General features: G+C 68.2%; 17 protein-coding genes, 1 pseudogene and 1 riboswitch. Of the genes and pseudogenes, 14 read left to right on the forward strand and 4 right to left on the reverse strand.

The annotated features are described in order from the left end of the window. Nucleotides 1–48 precede the first annotated feature (48 nt). The 11 genes from ACH4EW_RS26135 to hypE all read left to right on the forward strand — a co-directional run bounded on the left by ACH4EW_RS26135 (nucleotide 49) and on the right by hypE (nucleotide 9,859). Nucleotides 49–663 (forward strand): DUF5947 family protein, encoded by a 615-nt coding sequence (locus tag ACH4EW_RS26135; protein WP_398260908.1) that lies wholly within the window; start codon nucleotides 49–51, stop codon nucleotides 661–663. Continuing rightward, on the forward strand, nucleotides 660–1,361 hold the full coding sequence (locus tag ACH4EW_RS26140; RefSeq protein WP_398260848.1) for a DUF6084 family protein: 702 nt from the start codon (nucleotides 660–662) through the stop codon (nucleotides 1,359–1,361). The genes ACH4EW_RS26135 and ACH4EW_RS26140 overlap by 4 nt, the downstream gene beginning before the upstream one ends. Continuing rightward, nucleotides 1,358–2,806: a hypothetical protein gene (locus tag ACH4EW_RS26145; protein WP_398260850.1), complete on the forward strand. Its 1,449-nt coding sequence runs from the start codon at nucleotides 1,358–1,360 to the stop codon at nucleotides 2,804–2,806. Before ACH4EW_RS26140 ends, ACH4EW_RS26145 begins: the two co-directional genes overlap by 4 nt. After that, nucleotides 2,803–3,351, forward strand: coding sequence for a hydrogenase maturation protease (locus tag ACH4EW_RS26150; RefSeq protein ID WP_398260852.1), 549 nt, complete (start codon nucleotides 2,803–2,805; stop codon nucleotides 3,349–3,351). Before ACH4EW_RS26145 ends, ACH4EW_RS26150 begins: the two co-directional genes overlap by 4 nt. A gap of 16 nt (nucleotides 3,352–3,367) precedes the next feature. Next, nucleotides 3,368–3,472, forward strand: coding sequence for a DUF6893 family small protein (locus ACH4EW_RS26155; RefSeq protein WP_398260854.1), 105 nt, complete (start codon nucleotides 3,368–3,370; stop codon nucleotides 3,470–3,472). A 122-nt stretch (nucleotides 3,473–3,594) separates the two neighbouring features. Then, complete coding sequence (hypA, locus tag ACH4EW_RS26160; protein ID WP_398260856.1) at nucleotides 3,595–3,987, forward strand: hydrogenase maturation nickel metallochaperone HypA; 393 nt, start codon at nucleotides 3,595–3,597, stop codon at nucleotides 3,985–3,987. A 3-nt stretch (nucleotides 3,988–3,990) separates the two neighbouring features. Then, nucleotides 3,991–4,812 (forward strand): hydrogenase nickel incorporation protein HypB, encoded by an 822-nt coding sequence (gene hypB / locus ACH4EW_RS26165; protein ID WP_398260858.1) that lies wholly within the window; start codon nucleotides 3,991–3,993, stop codon nucleotides 4,810–4,812. After that, nucleotides 4,809–7,247 (forward strand): carbamoyltransferase HypF, encoded by a 2,439-nt coding sequence (gene hypF, locus ACH4EW_RS26170; RefSeq protein WP_398260860.1) that lies wholly within the window; start codon nucleotides 4,809–4,811, stop codon nucleotides 7,245–7,247. Before hypB ends, hypF begins: the two co-directional genes overlap by 4 nt. 53 nt (nucleotides 7,248–7,300) lie before the next feature. Then, the gene (locus tag ACH4EW_RS26175) at nucleotides 7,301–7,621 is read left to right on the forward strand and encodes a HypC/HybG/HupF family hydrogenase formation chaperone (protein ID WP_398260862.1); all 321 of its coding nucleotides are present in this window, start codon (nucleotides 7,301–7,303) and stop codon (nucleotides 7,619–7,621) included. Further along, nucleotides 7,618–8,745, forward strand: a complete 1,128-nt coding sequence (gene hypD, locus ACH4EW_RS26180; protein WP_398260864.1) for a hydrogenase formation protein HypD — start codon at nucleotides 7,618–7,620, stop codon at nucleotides 8,743–8,745. Before ACH4EW_RS26175 ends, hypD begins: the two co-directional genes overlap by 4 nt. 100 nt (nucleotides 8,746–8,845) lie before the next feature. Continuing rightward, on the forward strand, nucleotides 8,846–9,859 hold the full coding sequence (hypE, locus tag ACH4EW_RS26185; RefSeq protein WP_398260910.1) for a hydrogenase expression/formation protein HypE: 1,014 nt from the start codon (nucleotides 8,846–8,848) through the stop codon (nucleotides 9,857–9,859). 54 nt (nucleotides 9,860–9,913) lie between these two features. Here the strand turns inward: hypE and ACH4EW_RS26190 are convergent, their stop codons facing one another. The 3 genes and pseudogenes from ACH4EW_RS26190 to ACH4EW_RS26200 form a co-directional block, all read right to left on the reverse strand. Then, complete coding sequence (locus ACH4EW_RS26190) at nucleotides 9,914–10,759, reverse strand: MIP/aquaporin family protein (protein ID WP_398260866.1); 846 nt, start codon at nucleotides 10,757–10,759, stop codon at nucleotides 9,914–9,916. A gap of 346 nt (nucleotides 10,760–11,105) precedes the next feature. Beyond that, nucleotides 11,106–11,267 (reverse strand): annotated as a pseudogene (locus ACH4EW_RS26195) (transcriptional regulator); the annotation flags it as partial. A gap of 106 nt (nucleotides 11,268–11,373) precedes the next feature. Beyond that, nucleotides 11,374–12,645 carry an APC family permease gene (locus ACH4EW_RS26200; RefSeq protein WP_398260868.1) on the reverse strand — a complete coding sequence of 424 codons (1,272 nt, stop codon included), beginning with the start codon at nucleotides 12,643–12,645 and terminating at the stop codon, nucleotides 11,374–11,376. A gap of 488 nt (nucleotides 12,646–13,133) precedes the next feature. Next, nucleotides 13,134–13,318, forward strand: a riboswitch (cyclic di-AMP (ydaO/yuaA leader). A gap of 4 nt (nucleotides 13,319–13,322) precedes the next feature. Here ACH4EW_RS26200 and ACH4EW_RS26205 point away from each other — a divergent pair. Beyond that, nucleotides 13,323–14,069: a transglycosylase SLT domain-containing protein gene (locus ACH4EW_RS26205; protein WP_398260870.1), complete on the forward strand. Its 747-nt coding sequence runs from the start codon at nucleotides 13,323–13,325 to the stop codon at nucleotides 14,067–14,069. Nucleotides 14,070–14,250: 181 nt separating this feature from the next. Here the strand turns inward: ACH4EW_RS26205 and ACH4EW_RS26210 are convergent, their stop codons facing one another. After that, nucleotides 14,251–14,568: a hypothetical protein gene (locus tag ACH4EW_RS26210; protein ID WP_398260872.1), complete on the reverse strand. Its 318-nt coding sequence runs from the start codon at nucleotides 14,566–14,568 to the stop codon at nucleotides 14,251–14,253. 229 nt (nucleotides 14,569–14,797) lie between these two features. On the opposite strand from ACH4EW_RS26210, the gene ACH4EW_RS26215 reads away from it, so the two are divergent. Continuing rightward, the gene (locus ACH4EW_RS26215) at nucleotides 14,798–15,877 is read left to right on the forward strand and encodes an NAD(+)/NADH kinase (RefSeq protein WP_398260874.1); all 1,080 of its coding nucleotides are present in this window, start codon (nucleotides 14,798–14,800) and stop codon (nucleotides 15,875–15,877) included. Between the two features lie 738 nt (nucleotides 15,878–16,615). Then, nucleotides 16,616–17,557, forward strand: a complete 942-nt coding sequence (locus ACH4EW_RS26220) for a sterol desaturase family protein (protein ID WP_398260912.1) — start codon at nucleotides 16,616–16,618, stop codon at nucleotides 17,555–17,557. Nucleotides 17,558–17,678: the final 121 nt, after the last annotated feature.

Here is a 17,678-nt window from a genome sequence, read left to right on the forward strand (position 1 = left end):
GCGCCCATGACGTGGGCCGGGCGGCCCGCGCCCGCCTCGGGCGTGCACATGCTGCGGCGGTTCGCGGCACCGCGTGAACCCCGGCAGGAGCGGTGCGAACTCTGCGGAGTGCCGGTGGCAGAGCAGAACCACCGGCATTTGGTGGACACCCAGCAGCGTTCACTGGCGTGCGCCTGCACCCCGTGCGCCCTGCTGTTCGAGCGGCCCGGCGTCGCGCACGGCCGGTTCCTGAGCGTGCCGGACCGCTATCTGTCGGACCACGACCACCGTCTCGACGACGACGCGTGGGCACTCCTGCAGATCCCGGTCAGCGTCGCGTTCTTCTTCCGCAACGCCGCGCTGGACCGGCTGGTGGCGCTCTACCCGAGCCCTGCCGGAGCCACCGAGAGCGAACTCGATCCGTCGACCTGGCAGACGGTCCTCGGCGGCAGCCGTCTCTCGGAGCTGCTCGAACCCGACGTGGAAGCACTGCTGCTGCGCCGCACCGAAGGCCGGGCCGAGTGCTATCTGGTACCGATCGACATCTGCTACGAGCTGGTGGGACGCATGCGCCTGCTGTGGCAGGGCTTCGACGGTGGAGCCGAGGCCCGTGCCGATCTGCAGGCCTTCTTCGAACACGTCGAACGCAGGGCCGAGGCAACGGAGGGAAAACGACGCCCATGACGGACTTCACCTTCAACTGCATTGGCGTACGCGCCGACCCGTACGCGGCCGGCCCCACCCTTGTCTTCCGGCTGCGCATCACCGCGTCCGAAGAGACGCGGGTGCACGCACTCGCGCTGCGTTGCCAGATCCGCATCGAGCCGGCCCGGCGCGGCTACGGAACGACTGAGACCGAAGGCCTGACCGATCTGTTCGGAGAGCGCTCCCGGTGGGGCAGCACACTCCAGCCCGTGCAGTTCGCCCAGGTCCCGGTGATGGTTCCCGCGTTCACCGGGGCGACCGAGACGGACGTCGTCGTGCCCTGCACATACGACCTGGAGATCGCCGCAACACGGTACTTGAACACGCTGACGGATGGTGAGGCGCCGCTCATCATGCTCTTCTCCGGGACCGCCTTCACCGGTACCGGCGGCTTCCGGGTCGAGCCGGTGCCCTGGGACCTGGAGGCACCCTTCCGGATGCCGGTGGCGGTGTGGCAGGAGATGATCGACCAGCACTTCCCCGGGTGCAGCTGGATCCGCGTACCCCGCGACACCATGAAATCGCTGCTCGAGTTCCGGTCCCGGCACGCACTGCCCTCCTGGGAGGCGACCGTCCGGGCGCTTCTCGATACAGCCGGGACCACGGCCCTCCAGCCGCCGGACCGAGGATTCGCCGACGCCGGGCTCGCCGGACTCGCCGAGCGGACGGCGCAATGACCGCATCCGCGCTCAGCCCCGCGCTGGAATCCCGTTTCGCCGCTGCCCGGGACGTGGCCGACGCCGTCCTCTTCGAGGGCTACGTTCTCTACCCGTACCGTGCGTCGGCGGCGAAGAACCGGCTTCGCTGGCAGTTCGGTGTGCTCGTACCACCGGCCTGGGCGGCAGCCGCCGACGAGCACGATTTCCAGCACACCGAGTGCCTGATGGAACCGAGGACCGGCGCGGCTCTGGTGGCCGAGGTGCGGTTCCTGCACGCCCAACGGCGCACCGTGCAGAAGCTCCGCGACGACGGCACCTTCGGGACAGTTCCCGAACTCCACCTCACCGACCGGGTCCTGGTCCCCTGGGACGAGGGTGCGGAGGAACGGGTCGAAGCGCTCACCACCGTGGCCGAGCTCACCGGCGACGGAGTCGTCGTCCCCTTCACGCGCCCGGCACGCGAGGAGACCGAAACCGTCCGCGACGAGGACGGCCGGACCGTGGGCCGCCTGGTGCGCCGCTGCGAGGAGATCAGTGGCGCACTGCGGCTGTCCGCTGCCGAAATCGACGGCCCGTACCGGGCGATGCGGCTCACCGCAGTCGTGGAGAACACCAGCACATGGACGCCGGACGCCGGTGACGCCGACCGTGATGCCGCACTGCCCAGGTCACTGGTGGCAGCCCACCTTCTCCTGGGCCTGAGCGCAGGCTCGTTCCTGTCGATGACGGACCCTCCCGAGTGGGCCAAGGGCGCAGTCGCGGGCTGCCGGAATCTGCACACCTGGCCCGTACTGGCCGGGGATCCCGGCCGCTCCGACCTGGTGCTCTCGTCCCCGATCATCCTTGAGGACCACCCGGCCATCGCCCCGGAGAGCCCCGGAGCGCTGTACGACTCCACGGAGATCGACGAGATCCTCGCGCTGCGCACGGCTGCCCTGACGGACCAGGAGAAGCGCGAGGCCCGGGGGACGGACGACCGGGCGGCCGCCGTGATCGACCTGGCCGACTCGATGCCCCCCGAGGTCCTGGAACGGCTGCACGGTGCGGTGCGCGCACTGCGGGAGGTCACCGAGCCGGGTGCGCCCGCAGCCGTTCCGTCCGGCGGACTTCCGCAGGTGCCGGAAGGATCCGGCGAGTGCGACTTGATCGGGCCGGACCAGCCGTGGTGGGACCCGGCCGCCGACGCCGGCGCCGACCCGGCCCGCGACCGGATCCTGGTGGACGGCCGGTCGGTGGGCGCGGGCAGCCGCGTGCTCCTGCGACCGGGCCTGCGTCGCACCGACGCGCAGGACCTCTTTCTGCAAGGGCGCAGCGCACTGGTCGAAGCAGTACTCCACGACGTGGACGGCACAGTGCACCTCGCGGTCACCGTGGAGGGCGATCCGGGAGCGGACATCCGACGCGAGCAGGGCCGGTTCCTGTACTTCCAGCCCGACGAGGTGGCACCACTGGAGGACGCATGACAGCGCCCCCCGAGCAGAGAACGACGACTCTGGTCGCGGGCGTCGGGAACATCTTCCTCGGCGACGACGGCTTCGGTGTCGAGACCGTACGACGACTGGCGTCAAAACCCTTGCCCGGCCACGTCGAAGCGGTGGACATCGGGGTGCGCGGAGTCCACCTCGCGTACCAGCTTCTCGACGGATACGACACGCTGGTCCTGATCGATGCCACCGAACGCGGCGGCGATCCCGGAACGCTGTATCTGATCGAGGCCGACCGGCCCGGCCGTATCGAGCCGCAGGAAGCTCTGCTCGACGGCCACCGCATGTCCCCCGACGCGGTCCTTGCCCTGCTGGAAACCCTGTGTGCCGGTACGGGCTGCGTCCCCCCGAGACGCACGCTGGTCGTCGGATGCGAACCCGCCTGCGTGGAGGAAGGCATCGGTCTGAGCGATCCCGTGGCCGCTGCCGTACAGGAGGCCGTGAACATGGTCCTGCGCCTTGTGCGGGACGACGAACGGACCGCGTCCACCGCACAGTCGGCGGCCGGACCGGCCATCAACTGAGGAGACGAACACCGACATGAAGAAGATCATCATCGGCGGCGCCCTCGCCGCCGCCCTCGCCGCACTCGTGGCTCAGGTACTGCCCGACGTCAAACGCTATGTGCGCATGCGGTGCATGTGACGGCACCTGAGTGGCCGGGCCCGGGCTGAACCGAATGACGTACCTGCCCCGCGGCGTCGGCGAGCCGGTCCCGCGGCGGCCGTGACCTCCCGGTGTAATGACGCCGGGCAGGACGGAGACCCATGCACGAGATGTCCATCGCCATGGCCGTTGTCGGCCAGGTGGAAGAAGCGGCCCGAGCCGGCGGCGCCGTCGCCGTCACATCCGTCCGGCTCCAGGTCGGCGAGCTGGCCGGAGTGGTCCCGGACGCACTGTCCTTCTGTTTCGAACTGGCCTGTGCCGGGACCGTTCTGGAAGGCGCGGAGCTCGTGGTCGACTCCGTACGGGCGAGAGCCCGCTGCGCGCCCTGTGCGGATGAATGGGCGGTCGGAATGCCACCGCAGCTGTGCTGTCCCTTGTGCGGCGAGGCAACCGCGGAGCTGCTCTCGGGCCGCGAACTGCAGATCGCCGACGTCCACTGGGATGAAGGACCTGCGCAGAAACACACCCATGAACCGATTTCCGAGGAGCGCTGAACCATGTGCCGTGTGGTCGATCTGCAGCAGGCGGTACTCGCGAAGAACGATATGACAGCGCACCGCCTGCGCACCGAACTTGCCGCCCGCGGCACGACGGTCGTCAATCTGCTCTCCAGCCCGGGCAGCGGAAAGACGGCACTGCTCGAACGTGAACTGGTCCTGGCCCGTGAGACGGGCGTCCCTGTCGCGGCGCTGACCGCCGACCTGGCCACCGAGAACGACGCCACGCGCCTGGCCCGCTCCGGAGCCCCGGTCAAGCAGGTGCTCACCGACGGACTCTGCCACCTGGAGGCCCGGATGCTGGGCGGGCACCTCGACGGGTGGCTGCCCGAGGACACCCGGCTTCTCTTCGTGGAGAACGTCGGCAACCTGGTCTGCCCGGCCTCGTACGATCTCGGCGAAACTCTGAGGGTCGTGCTCGCCTCGGTCACCGAGGGCGAGGACAAGCCGCTGAAGTACCCCACCGCCTTCGGGCTGGCGCACCTGGTGCTCGTCACCAAGACGGACATCGCCGAGGCTGTGTCCTTCGACGAGGATGCGTTCCGCGCCCACGTCGAACAGGTCAATCCCGGTGTGGAGGTGCTCCTCACCTCTGCCCGGCGTGGTGACGGCGTCGGGACGCTCCTCGAACGGGCGCTCGCCGCCGCGAACGGAGCCCCGGTCCACCGGCCCGTCATGGCCCGGCAGCACCACTCCACGCACACCCACACACACGCGGAGCCCGGAGAGGCTTCTCACAGCCATCCCCACACACATGCCGGCCGGGGCGAACCGGGCGCTGCGACGGATGCGTCCGACACCATGGCGCAGACCCGCGCGTGACGACGCGACCTTCCGGCCCGGCCATCGGCGAGCCGACGCAGCGTCGCCGGGTCACCGTCCGGGGCGTCGTCCAAGGCGTCGGGTTCCGGCCCTACTTGTACACGCGCGCCCTCGCGATGGGCCTGGCGGGACATGTGACCAACACCCCCGAGGGCGTCGTCGCGGAAGTCGAGGGCCCGCCGGCTGATGTAGCCCTGTTCTGCGAAGGGATCGCCGCGGACGCACCGCCCATGGCCGTCCTCGAGTCCGTCGAGCACAGGGAAGTCCCCGCCGCGGGCGGTGCCGGATTCACCATTGTCGCCTCCCGGACCGGTGGACCTTCCCGCACTCTGGTTCCCCCGGACGTGGCCACCTGCGCCGACTGCCTCGCCGAGCTGGCCGACCCCGCGGACCGCCGCCACCGGCACCCCTTCATCACCTGCACCAATTGCGGGCCGCGGTTCACCATCGTCACGGATCTGCCGTACGACCGTGCGCACACCACCATGGCCCGCTTCCCCATGTGTCCCGACTGCGCCCGCGAATACGCGGACCCCGCAGACCGCCGCTTCCATGCCCAGCCGGTCGCCTGCCACCGATGCGGCCCCCGCCTCGATCTGCTGGTGGCTCACTCGGATCCGGACAAGGCCCCGCGGCGCTCAACCGCAACGAACCCGGTCGCCGAAGCCCGCAGACTCCTGGCCGGCGGCGCGATCCTGGCCGTCAAGGGACTCGGCGGATACCACCTCGCGTGCGACGCGACCAACGCCCGGGCCGTGGCCGCGCTCCGCCGCCGCAAGGCCCGTGGCGACAAGCCGTTCGCCCTGATGGCCCGCGACATCGGCGACATCGAACACCTCGTACATGCCGGTGCTCAGGAGCGGGCCCTGCTCACCGACGTGGTCCGGCCGATCGTCCTTCTGAGGCGCCGCAGCCGCGCCATCCACGGACCGGGCGCCCCGGCACCGTCGGACAACGTGGCCCCGGGCAGCCCCGACCTCGGCGTCATGCTTGCCTACACCCCCCTGCACCACCTGCTCCTCGGCCTGCCAGGCGACCCGGCGGGACCGCGCCTTCTCGTCATGACCAGCGGCAACGTGGCCGGGGAGCCGATCGTCACCGACGACGCGGACGCGCTGGACCGGCTCGCCCGCCTGGCCGATGCCTGGCTGACCCACGACCGGCCGATCCATGTACCGTGCGACGACTCCGTCGTACGCGTCTGTGACGGGGAACTGCTGACCGTACGCCGCTCACGCGGATACGCTCCCCGGCCCGTCGAACTGCCTCTCCCGGTACCGGCGATCCTTGCCGCGGGCGGCGACCTCAAGAACAGCCTGTGCCTGGCAAAGGGGCGCAGAGCATGGCTGTCCGCCCACATCGGTGACATGGACGACCTCGCCACACAGCGTGCTTTCGAGCACGCCGGAAAGCAGCTGGAGACCATCACAGGGGTGCGACCCGAGGTCCTGGCCATCGACAGACATCCCGGATACCGATCGGGACAGTTGACACGCCGTCTGGCCGGTGAACGGCAGGTCGTGCGCGTACAGCACCATCACGCACACATCGCCTCCGCCATGGCCGAACACGGCCTGGACGGCAGCCGGCGGGTGATCGGCGTCGCGTTCGACGGCACCGGCTACGGCGACGACGGAGCTGTGTGGGGCGGAGAGTTCCTCCTCGCGGACTACGACGGATACCACCGGTTCGGGCATCTCGCGTACGTTCCTCTGCCGGGCGGTGACGCCGCCGTACGGCGTCCCTACCGCATGGCCCTGGCACATCTGCACGCGGCAGGAATCGGCTGGGCGCCGGACCTGCCGTGCAGAGCGGCCTGTCCGGACGAAGAACTGGGCGTACTTCTACGGCAGTTGGAACAGAACCTCAACTGCGCGCCCACCTCCAGCATGGGCCGGCTGTTCGACGCCGTCGCCTCTCTCACCGGCATCTGTCACCGGGCCGGATACGAGGCCCAGGCCGCCGTCGAACTCGAAACCGCCGCGCTCCGGGCGGCCGAGGACGACTGCGCGGGATACGGCTTCGCGCTGCGCCCTGCCGCTCGGGTCAGTGGGAGCGCACTGATCGCCGACCCTGCGCCCGTGCTGTCGGCGGTGGTCGAGGACGTGTGCGCGGGTACTGCGCCGGGAGTCATCGCGGCGCGCTTCCATGAGTCGGTAGCCGCCCTGGTCCGCAGAACCTGCGTGCTGGCGCGTGAGCAGTACGGTCTGGACACCGTGGTCCTGACCGGCGGAGTGTTCGCCAACACCCGGCTCTCCTCGTCCTGTGTCCGGATGCTTCGCGGCCACGACTTCACCGTCCTGCGACACCACCAGGTCCCCCCGAACGACGGAGGGCTGGCGCTGGGGCAGGTGATGATCGCTGCCCGAACCCGCGGCATCCGCACACTCAACGGCCGCAGCGGCGCGGCGCGGGGGAGTGCAGCAACCCACTGATGGCGTGTCCCGGCAGGACCGGGCAGGCGGATCAATCACAGCAAGGAGAAGCCATGTGCCTGGCGGTGCCCGGCAGAGTACTGGAAATCGAGGAACGGGACGGCACACGCATGGCCACCGTCGATTTCGGCGGAGTGGTCAAGGAAGCGTGTCTGGAGTATCTGCCGGACCTTCAGGTCGGCGAGTACGCCATCGTGCACGTCGGGTTCGCCCTGCAGAAGCTGGACGAGGATTCGGCCCGGCAGACGTTGGAGCTGTTCGCCCAACTCGGCTTGCTTCAAGAAGAGTTCGGCGACCCGTGGGAAACGGCGGCAGAGGCGGGCGGACTGCCGCTGCCCGGCGTCGGTGAAGCACCGCAGGAGGCGCAGCAGTGAAGTACATCGACGAATTCCGAGACCCTCAACTGGCCCGGCGGCTGGTCGAAGAGATCCGCTCCACCGTGACCAGGCCGTGGGCGCTGATGGAGGTCTGTGGTGGCCAGACCCACACCATCATCCGGCACGGCATCGATCAACTGCTCCCGGAGCAGGTGGAACTGATCCATGGACCGGGCTGCCCGGTGTGCGTCACCCCTCTGGAAGTCATCGACAAGGCGCTGGAGATCGCTTCCCGCCCGGAGGTGATCTTCTGTTCCTTCGGCGACATGCTCCGCGTCCCCGGTTCCGGCCGGGACCTGTTCCGGGTCCGAAGCGAGGGCGGCGACGTACGGGTCGTCTACTCTCCGCTCGACGCGCTGAAGATCGCCCAGCAGAACCCGGAACGGGAGGTCGTTTTCTTCGGAATCGGATTCGAAACCACCGCGCCCCCCAATGCGATGACGGTCTATCAAGCACGTCGGCTCGGTATCCGCAACTTCAGTCTGCTGGTGTCCCACGTCCGGGTTCCGCCGGCAATCGAGGCGATCATGCAGTCGCCGGACTGTCGGGTGCAGGCATTCCTCGCCGCAGGACATGTGTGCAGCGTGATGGGCGTGGGTGAGTATCCCGAGCTGGCCGAACGGTTCGGCGTACCGATCGTGGTGACAGGATTCGAACCGCTGGACATCCTGGAAGGCGTGCGCCGGACCGTGGCCCAGCTGGAACGTGGTGAACACATGGTGGACAACGCCTACCCGCGCGCAGTGCGTCCCGAGGGAAACCCTGCCGCTCTGGCCATGCTGGAGGACGTCTTCGAGGTGGCCGACCGGACCTGGCGCGGTATCGGTGTCATCCCCGGCAGCGGCTGGCGGCTCTCCCCGCGCTATCGGGACTACGACGCCGAATACCGCTTCTCGGTGACCGGTATCGATACCCGTGAACCCGCTCAGTGCCGCAGTGGAGAGGTACTGCAGGGCTTGCTGAAGCCCCACGAATGCGAGGTATTCGGTACTACCTGCACTCCTCGCACCCCGCTCGGAGCCACCATGGTCTCCAGCGAGGGCGCCTGCGCCGCGTACTACCTCTACCGGCGGCTGGATATGAAGAAGAGCGCGCCTGTGGAGGTGAGTTCCGTTGGCTGAGACCGTCGAGCCCCCCGCACGCGGTGACGCAACCGCTTCGCCAACGCCTCCCTCCGGTGCCCCGCCGCTCGATCCCACGGCATGGACGTGCCCGTCCCCGCTGCGGGATCACCCGCGCATCGTGATGGGCCACGGCGGGGGCGGCGCGCTCTCCGCCGAACTGGTCCGGCACATCTTCGCCCCCGCTTTCGGAGGTGAGGCGCTCGCGCAGATGGGTGATTCGGCATCCGTGTCGCTGGGCGAAGCCCGTCTGGCCTTCTCCACCGACTCCTTCGTGGTGCGGCCGCTGTTCTTCCCTGGTGGCAGTATCGGCGACCTCGCGGTCAACGGCACTGTCAATGACCTGGCCATGAGCGGTGCGCGTGCCGCCTATCTGTCCTGCGGATTCATCCTGGAAGAGGGCGTCGAGCTCTCCGTCGTCGCGCGCGTGGCCGACGCCTTCGGCGCCGCCGCGCGCAACGCGGGCGTCGAGGTGGTGACGGGGGACACCAAGGTGGTCGAAGCCGGTCACGGAGACGGCATCTTCATCAACACCGCAGGCATCGGCCTCATCCAGGCCGGCATCGATCTGCGTCCGCAGCGTGTCGTCCCGGGTGACGTCGTGATCGTCAGCGGGGCGATCGGTGTCCACGGCGTGGCGATCATGAGCGTGCGTGAAGGCCTCGAGTTCGGGGTCGAGATCGAGAGCGACTGCGCGGCCCTGGGAGGCCTGGTGGAGACCATGCTCGCGGTCACCCCGGACCTGCACGTACTGCGCGACCCCACCCGTGGGGGGCTCGCCGCATCCCTCAACGAGATCGCAGCGGCGTCGGGCACCGGCGTCGTGATCCAGGAGCGGCACGTCCCTGTCCCTGCGCCGGTGGCCAATGCCTGCGCCATTCTGGGGCTCGACCCGATGTACGTTGCCAACGAGGGGAAGCTGGTGGCGTTTGTACCGCGTGAACACGCCGATGCGGTCATGGACGCGATGCGCTCACACCCTCTGGGCCGGGAGGCGGCAGTGATCGGTGAGGTGGTGAACTCCCACCCCGGCATGGTGGTGGCCCGCACCGGGCTCGGCGGTACACGGGTGGTCGACCTGCCGGTCGGGGAACAACTGCCGCGGATCTGCTGACGGCCCGCCGCCGTGCACCGTCCGGCGACTGAACCACCGGTGAAGAACCGGGCGTCACTTCTCCTGTGGCACGGGGATGCTGCCCTCCGGCTCCGCTTCCGCGGTGGGCAGGAAACGGTCGATGAGGGTTTTGTAGAGGAACGCACCGATCAGGCCACCCACGAGTGGGCCCACAATGGGCACCCAGTAGTAGAAGTTCCCGTACTGGTCCCGCCACGCTCCTTCGTACCCGGTGAGGAAACTCGCGAGCCGGGGCCCGAAGTCACGCGCCGGATTGATTGCGTATCCGGCATTGGTGCCCCACGCCATACCGATGGCCACGACGATGAGGCCCACGATGAACGGGCCGAGATTGGCGCCCGGTGGCTTATTGAGAAGATCCGTGACCGCGAAGATCAGCAGCACAAGAATGGCGGTTCCGATGACCTGGTCCCGCAGTGCTCCCCATTCGCTGACCGGAAGTGCTGGGTTCCCGTTGGCGGGCAGCGTCGAGAACACGATTTGCGTCTTGAGCGTGTGCCCCGGGTCCGCCCTCGCCAGGGCCTCGGCGTAATTCCATCGCACCACCAGTGCCGCGACGAAGGCTCCCGCGACTTGCGCGAGTGCGTAGGGTGCCACTTTCCGCCAGGGGAAATCCTTGAAAGCGGCGAGCGCAAGAGTCACGGCGGGATTGAGGTGCGCACCGCTCAGCCTGCCCGCCACATAGACTCCCAGAGTGACTCCGAGGCCCCATGCCCAAGCGATGCTGTCGTGATTGCCGAGGCCCCCTGCCGGGTCGGTGAGTGCTCCGCCGGCTACAACCTGGGCCACCACACCACAGCCGAAGAGAATGAGAACCAACGTGCCGAGGAACTCCGCCGAGAGTTCCTCGGCGATTCCCGACATCTTGAGCCGCTCCATAGGATCTCGCTTCCTGTCGAGTCACGACCGTTGGCGGCCTGAGAGCTGTCCCGTAATCCCTGGTGTGCGCCACGGATTACGGGACAGCCCTTGGATCCACGTATGAGCGTAGACGCAGAGAATTGGATCCGCATTTGGTGGCGGAACCCCTGCCGACGGCGCCGGGCTCACGTGGTGAAGGGGCGGGAAATCGTGCGTACGGCCGGGGCCGATTCAGTCCACGTCGACGTTGTCGAAGAGCTCAAGCATTCTGCTGAGCACCCGTACGCAGGCCCTCATGTCGGCGTCCGTCACGTTCCCGTCCACCTGACGCAGGGCGGGGTGATCGTAGCGGCCGCCTCCGGCTTCAGTGGACGGGGGCGGCCGCCACCGCGCCGCCGGCTTCCTCCGTGGGGGTGTCGTGCAGTCCGAGGCGCAGGTGCTCGACGTGGAAGAGGGCCTGGTCGAGAAGTTCGGCGACGTGGTTGTCGTACAGCGCGCAGATCACCGAGCGGCCCCGGCGCTCACCGTACGCGTCGGCCTCAACGGCCTGCACCTGCTGCGCGACGCCGCCTGGACACGAGCCCGGAGTGCCGAGTGAGCCGCTGAAAGCCCATGTTTCCGGCAAGAAGGCACTACGGCGTGTTTCGGCCGAGAACCCTGCGTACGCCATAGGCCACAGCCCCGGCCGCGATCACCACCGTGCCGGAGATGACCGAAGCCGACGGCAGGGCGAAGGCGAGGAGCAGACAGCCCGCGAGGCCGGCGACGGGCACGATGCGGGGCGCGCGGCCTTCGTCCGGGGTGAGGGTCCAGGCGGCGGCGTTGGCGATGGCGTAGTAGGCGAGGACACCGAAGGAGGAGAACCCGATCGCCCCTCGGACGTCGGTCGTGGCGGCAAGGACCGCGACCACTGCGCCGACGGCGACCTCCGCACGGTGAGGAACCTCGAAGCGCGGGTGCACCGCGGCCAGGACATGCGGCAGGTGGCGGTCGCGGGCCATGGCCAGGGTGGTGCGTGAGACACCGAGGATGAGCGCGAGCAGGGAGCCGAGCGCGGCGACGGCCGCACCTCCCTGCACCACCGGCGCGAGGCCGGGGACGCCCGCCGCGCGTGCGGCCTCGGCCAGCGGGGCCGTGGCATGGGCGAGGCGGTCGGGGCCCAGGACGGCCAGCACCGTGACGGCGACGGCCGCGTAGACGAGCAGCGTGATGCCCAGCGCGAGCGCGATCGCTCGGGGGATGGTGCGCTGCGGGTCGCGTACCTCTTCGCCGAGGGTGGCGATCCGCGCGTACCCGGCGAACGCGAAGAACAGCAGACCGGCCGCCTGCAGCACTCCGCCGGCAGTGGCGTCCGCGCCGATGGTCAGACGCCCTGCATCGGCAGTGCCGCCGGTGAGACAGGCGGTGATCACGGCTGCGAGGACCGCCAGGACGAATGCGACGATCACTCGGGTCAGCCAGGCGGACTTGTGCAGACCGGTGTAGTTGAGCGCGGTCAGCGCCACCACCGCCGCGACAGCCACCGTGTGCGTCTGGCCGGGCCACACATAGGAGCCCACGGTCAACGCCATGGCCGCGCAGGAAGCAGTCTTGCCGACGACGAATCCCCAGCCTGCGAGATAGCCCCAGAAGTCGCCCAGGCGTTCACGGCCGTACACATAGGTGCCACCCGACTGCGGGTAGCGACCTGCCAGCCGGGCTGAGGACGTCGCGTTGCAGTACGCGACCACCGCAGCCAGCCCCAGGCCGAGCAGCAGCCCCGACCCGGCGGCCGCGGCGGCAGGCGCCGGTGCGACGAAGATGCCGGCACCCAGCATTGAACCCAGGCCGATGACCACGGCGTCGAACACGCTCAGACGGCGCTTCAACTCGCCCGCTCCCGCCGACGCCGTCGACGTGTTCATCGCTCTCTCCCAGCTGGGCGCCCCGCACCGGCAGGTCCCCGCAGTCCGTACGTGTACAGAGTTTCGGGGGCACGGTAGCCGAGCAAGGTGTCCGGACGATGCGGGCTGTGAAGGCTCGGGGGCGACCGGCTGCTGCTGCTCATGGCGCTGGGCCGGCTTCACACGAGGCACCCGGATCGCCATGCAAATGTCCAAGTATGGGCGATTTGCTTAGAAATAGCCTCTTGGTTAATAAAAAGACATTTGAAGAGAATTGCAACCTTTGCTTGTTGACCGAATTGCCCCTTTTTGGAAATCTCGTGGTGTGAGTCACGTTCGCAGCTCAAGATGCCGCAGCGTTCAGCGCGGTTCCCTTCTGTGCAAGGAATTTTGACTTCGCGGTGTGAGGTGGATTACTGCCGATTCCGCGATTCGATCTTGCAAATGAAATGTGATCCAAAATGGGGGCTTGTTCCTTTCGGTGTTTCTCGCCTACGGTCACCGTCAATCCGGACGGAACGCCGAATCCTGCCGCCGTCCGGCAATCCGACCACTCACGTCCGGCAGGAGCGGGGGACCCAGGTAAGTTGCCGGTCCGGTATCCGGAACGGCTCGGGGTGAAGCCGCATTGCGTGCGGCCGGACATCTCCAGTCCGAACCCGACAGCTCACCTCGTAGGCGACGGAGAGGAATTCGCCATGTCCGCAATCGGTAACTACCGTCGTCGTAAGTCCACTTCGCTGACCCGCGGTCTCGTAGCCGCGACCACGGGCGGAGCCGCTCTCGTGCTTCCGCTGATCGGTGCCGGCTTCGCCTCGGCCGCGCCGGCGCAGTCCGTCACCGCCGAAAAGGCCGCGTCGACCGTCGCCGCCGTCGGGGAAGAGTCCGCACAGAAGGACGCGCCCGTCATCTATTCCGTGATCGCGGGCGACACCCTTTCCAAGATCGCGCAGGGGAATTCCCTCAGCGGCGGCTGGCAGAAGCTGTACGAGGACAATCGAGAGATCGTCGGTGAAAACCCCGCACTGCTTCTCCCGGGCATGAAGCTGACAATCGGCGCCCAGGCCGATTCCGAGACTTCCGCAACTGCCACCGCCGCACCGGCCGCGCCGCCCGCGACGTACACGAACGATCTGGACGGCTGGATCAAGGAGTCGCTGGCTGTCATGGCCCAGCACGGCATCCCCGGCAGCTATGAGGGAATCCACCGCAACATCCTGCGCGAATCCTCTGGCAACCCCCTGGCCATCAACAACTGGGACTCGAACGCCGCCGCCGGAACGCCCTCCAAGGGCCTCCTCCAGATCATCGACCCGACGTTCCGTGCCTACCATGTGCCCGGTACGTCGACGGACAGCTACGACCCGGTCGCCAACATCACCGCTGCGTGCAACTACGCCGCCGACAAGTACGGCTCCATCGACAACGTGTTCGGGGCCTACTGAGTCGCAGCAGCGCCGACGGCGGTTCAGGGCCGACGGGTGGCGAGGGGCCGGACAAGCCCCTCGGAAAGGACCACACCCGCCGGTCAGGGACCGCCTTTCGGCTGCTCACCCGGCGTGGAGACCGGAGAAGGCCCGCACGGGGACGACCGGCGTCATGACCCCGTGGCCTGCGACGTAACGCTCACTCCTGGGCGTTCTCGGCCGGCCGCTCCGGCTTCTGCGGCGGAGGCCTCGGAACCGTGGCCGCTCCTCCCTCCCGGACGGACTTCACCACCGCCTCGTGAAGGCGCCGGCTGTCATCCTCGGAGCAGCACGGCACGGGACTGCCCGACATGGTGAACCAGTCGATCGCACCCGTGTACTGCACAGTGACCTGGGCCGTTTCATCGGCCCAGGTCGTGTGAACGGTCAGGTCTCCGGTCAGGACGCCGACCTCGTCCGTGAGCACGCCACCGCGCCCGGAGAACACACCGCGAGTCGTCCACGACGCCCAAGCCATGTCTCCAGGCTGGCACCAAGACCGTGGATGCGCGACCCGCCGCCATCTCGTGCATGGGGGCACTCCTACCGGTCTGCCGCGCGGCGGGCGGACCACACTGCGCTCCTCAGAGGCCCGATCGCCTGACCGAGGAGGGTCTGTCGGCCCGGCGACGAAGCCGCACACCCGCGGACCATCAAGGTGGGATCAGGGCATCGTCACATCGTCGAAACACGGGAGTCGGAGCGAGATGAGTGTCGAGCGGGTGGGAGTCGTTGTCCACCAAGGCCGTCCCGAGGCCGTTGCCGCGGCGCGCGTCGTACGCGACTGGTGTGCGGGCGAAGTCGTTCCGTGCACGGACATCGACGTGTGGCGCAACGACGCGCGCCGGCGCGGCGGACGGGAGGAGGCCCATGTCGCGGGCAACCCCGATCTCATCGTGACACTCGGAGGAGACGGCACATTTCTGCGCGGCGCCAGGATCGCGGCCAAGAATCACGCCGCCGTCCTCGGGATCGACCTGGGCCGGGTCGGCTTCCTGACCGAGGTGCCGGCCGAGGACGTCGTCCGGGCGCTCGACGCCGTCCACCACGGGCGGGCTGACGTCGAGGAACGCATGACGCTGACCATGAGGGCCTCGCGCGTTCTGGAAGTGCCCAAGGACATCGACGCCCTGATGGGCTACGGACGACGCCCGATGCTGCCGCCTCCCCATGTCGACCTGGAGGCGGAGGCCGCGGCGGAGGGCTGGGGTGTGGCGCTCGACGTCACGGCCCTCAACGACGTAGTCGTGGAGAAGCTCGCGCGCGACCGGCAGGTGAGCCTCGGCGTCTATATCGGTGGCCGGCTCCTCGCCTCGTACTCGGCCGATGCCGTCATCATGGCCACCCCCACCGGGTCGACCGCCTACAGCTTCGCCGCAGGCGGTCCGGTGGTCTCACCACGCATGGACGCCGTCCTTTTCACACCCGTCGCAGCGCACATGACCTTCAACCGCACAGTGGTCGCCGCGCCGGACGAACCGGTCGCGGTGCGGGTCCTGCCCCACTCGGGGCAGGGCGCGGTCACGATCGACGGTCAACTGCGCGGCGTGCTCGACGCCGGAGACTGGCTCGGGGTGTACGCGGCCCCGCGGCGTCTGCGCGTCATCAGGCTCGGCCCGCACGACTTCTACGGGCGCCTGCGCACACGTCTTCGCCTCACGGACGCTCCGGCCACGGCAGCCGACGGGGAGAGCGCGCCCCTCTTCCGCCCCGACGGCCCGGTCCCGCACGACCTGGCCCATCTCCGTCTCTCCTCGGCGGACAGGGACGAGGCAGCCGGTCGTTGACCGGCCGCGCTCCGGCGCCGGACGCTCAACCATCAACACGCTGCCCGACCACCGAGACTTCCACGTAACGAATCTCCGACACGGTCGCCGTTCTCAGTCCGATGTTTATGAGCCACGACAGCCCCGATTGCTTCCCGCGAGTCCGGCCGACCGATTGTGCGGCTCGCAAAGCCCTGTGGGTCCCGCTGCATCGTCAGGACTTGGGCTGAAGCCACGCCGCTGTCCGGGCGGGGGAGAGCCTGATCCCGATGGGGAGGGGAAGGCCGTTCCGGCCCGGTCGGCCTCGCCCCGGTCTCGCTGGACCGCGCCGACCCATCCAAGGATTCCCGCCCGGGAAAAGGAAAGGCATAAATTAACAAGAGGTTACTAGTATTACTAGTAACCGGCTTAGCGAAAGGTCGAATTATTCGCATTCCGCCCAACTGGTCCGCCTGTTCATTGAAAATTGGACGGGGTGGTGAATGTTGCCCTGTCCGTCCGGTGCATCAGGACGAGGCTTGAATTCGACGGTTGGGGGCGCCCGAGGGGGAAAATCAAACAGGGCGGGATCGCACGGCGACCCAGCGCCGGTTCGACGGGTCCGTAAGGCGGTTCACATCAGTCTCCAGTTATGAATTCGTTTGATGCGTGACAACTGGCGTCCGGTGCGTCGGTTCAACGCACCCGCAGGAAGTCATCAGTTCCTCCTTCGCGGTCTGCGTATTCTTCTGTGCTGATTCCTTTGTAAAGGTGCTGCGGATGGAAAATTGCGAACCGCTGCCCGGCAGTGATCCGGAGAACGGTTCCGGTCCGGTGCAGCGGGAGAGCGCGCTCGTGCTTTCGGCACGTGCTGTTCTCCGCGTACTGGCGTACCCGTTTCTGTTGGTGGCTGCAGTTTCGGTGGCCGCGGCGGCGCTGCTTCTCGACTGGGATCCCGAGCGTGTGAGTCCGCTCTTTCTGGTCGGCACCATCGCCTACCTCACCGTTCTCGAACGTCTGATCCCATATCGGCGCGCCTGGCGCCCAAGCCCCAGTGAATGGCGGTGGTACGGCGTCTACTTCCTGCTGACGATGGCGGCCAGTGCCCTGGCGCAATACGTGGTAACTGCATCCGTCTCCGTGGTGACGCCCGGCGAACCGGCACTCAATCTCTGGGCAGAAATTCCCGCAGCCCTGCTGACCGGATCGCTGGCCAGTTATCTCGTGCACCGACTGGGCCACGCCAACCCGATATTGTGGCGACTGCACGGTGTGCACCATGTGCCGCAGAAGGTCAACGTCGGAAATAACGGTGTCAATCACGTTCTCGATATCGTCCTTGCGCAGGGCGCCGTTCAACTGGCCCTGGCATTGGTCGGGTTCTCCCGCGACTCCGTCTTCGTCGTGGGTCTTTTCGTGGCCGCCCAGGGCTATTTTGTCCACGCCAACATCGAAGTGGGCATCGGCCGGCTCAATCATGTGCTCGCCAGCCCCGAACAGCACCGCCTGCACCACAGCACCGATCTGTCCGAGGCGGGCCACTACGGCTCGGATCTGTCGATCTGGGACCACCTTTTCGACAGCTACACCTGGCGGTCCGGCCGTGAGCCGATCGCGGTCGGAATCGCCGACCCCGGGTCGTTCCCCCCTACCGGTGAGATCGCCACCACCCTTCTCCACCCCTGGCGCCGTGCGAAGAGGGCCGGGCCCGATTCCGAGTGACCGGCCTCTCTTCTTCGGGAAACCGCACCGCCCTCCCGCATCCATGCCGTGCCGCTGCGCCACGACTTGAGGAGTACAACCTTGCCCGACGTGAACAGTGCCTCTGTGAGCGACAAAGTAG

This window comes from Streptomyces sp. NPDC018000, from assembly GCF_044328025.1.
Taxonomy (GTDB): Bacteria; Actinomycetota; Actinomycetes; order Streptomycetales; family Streptomycetaceae; genus Streptomyces.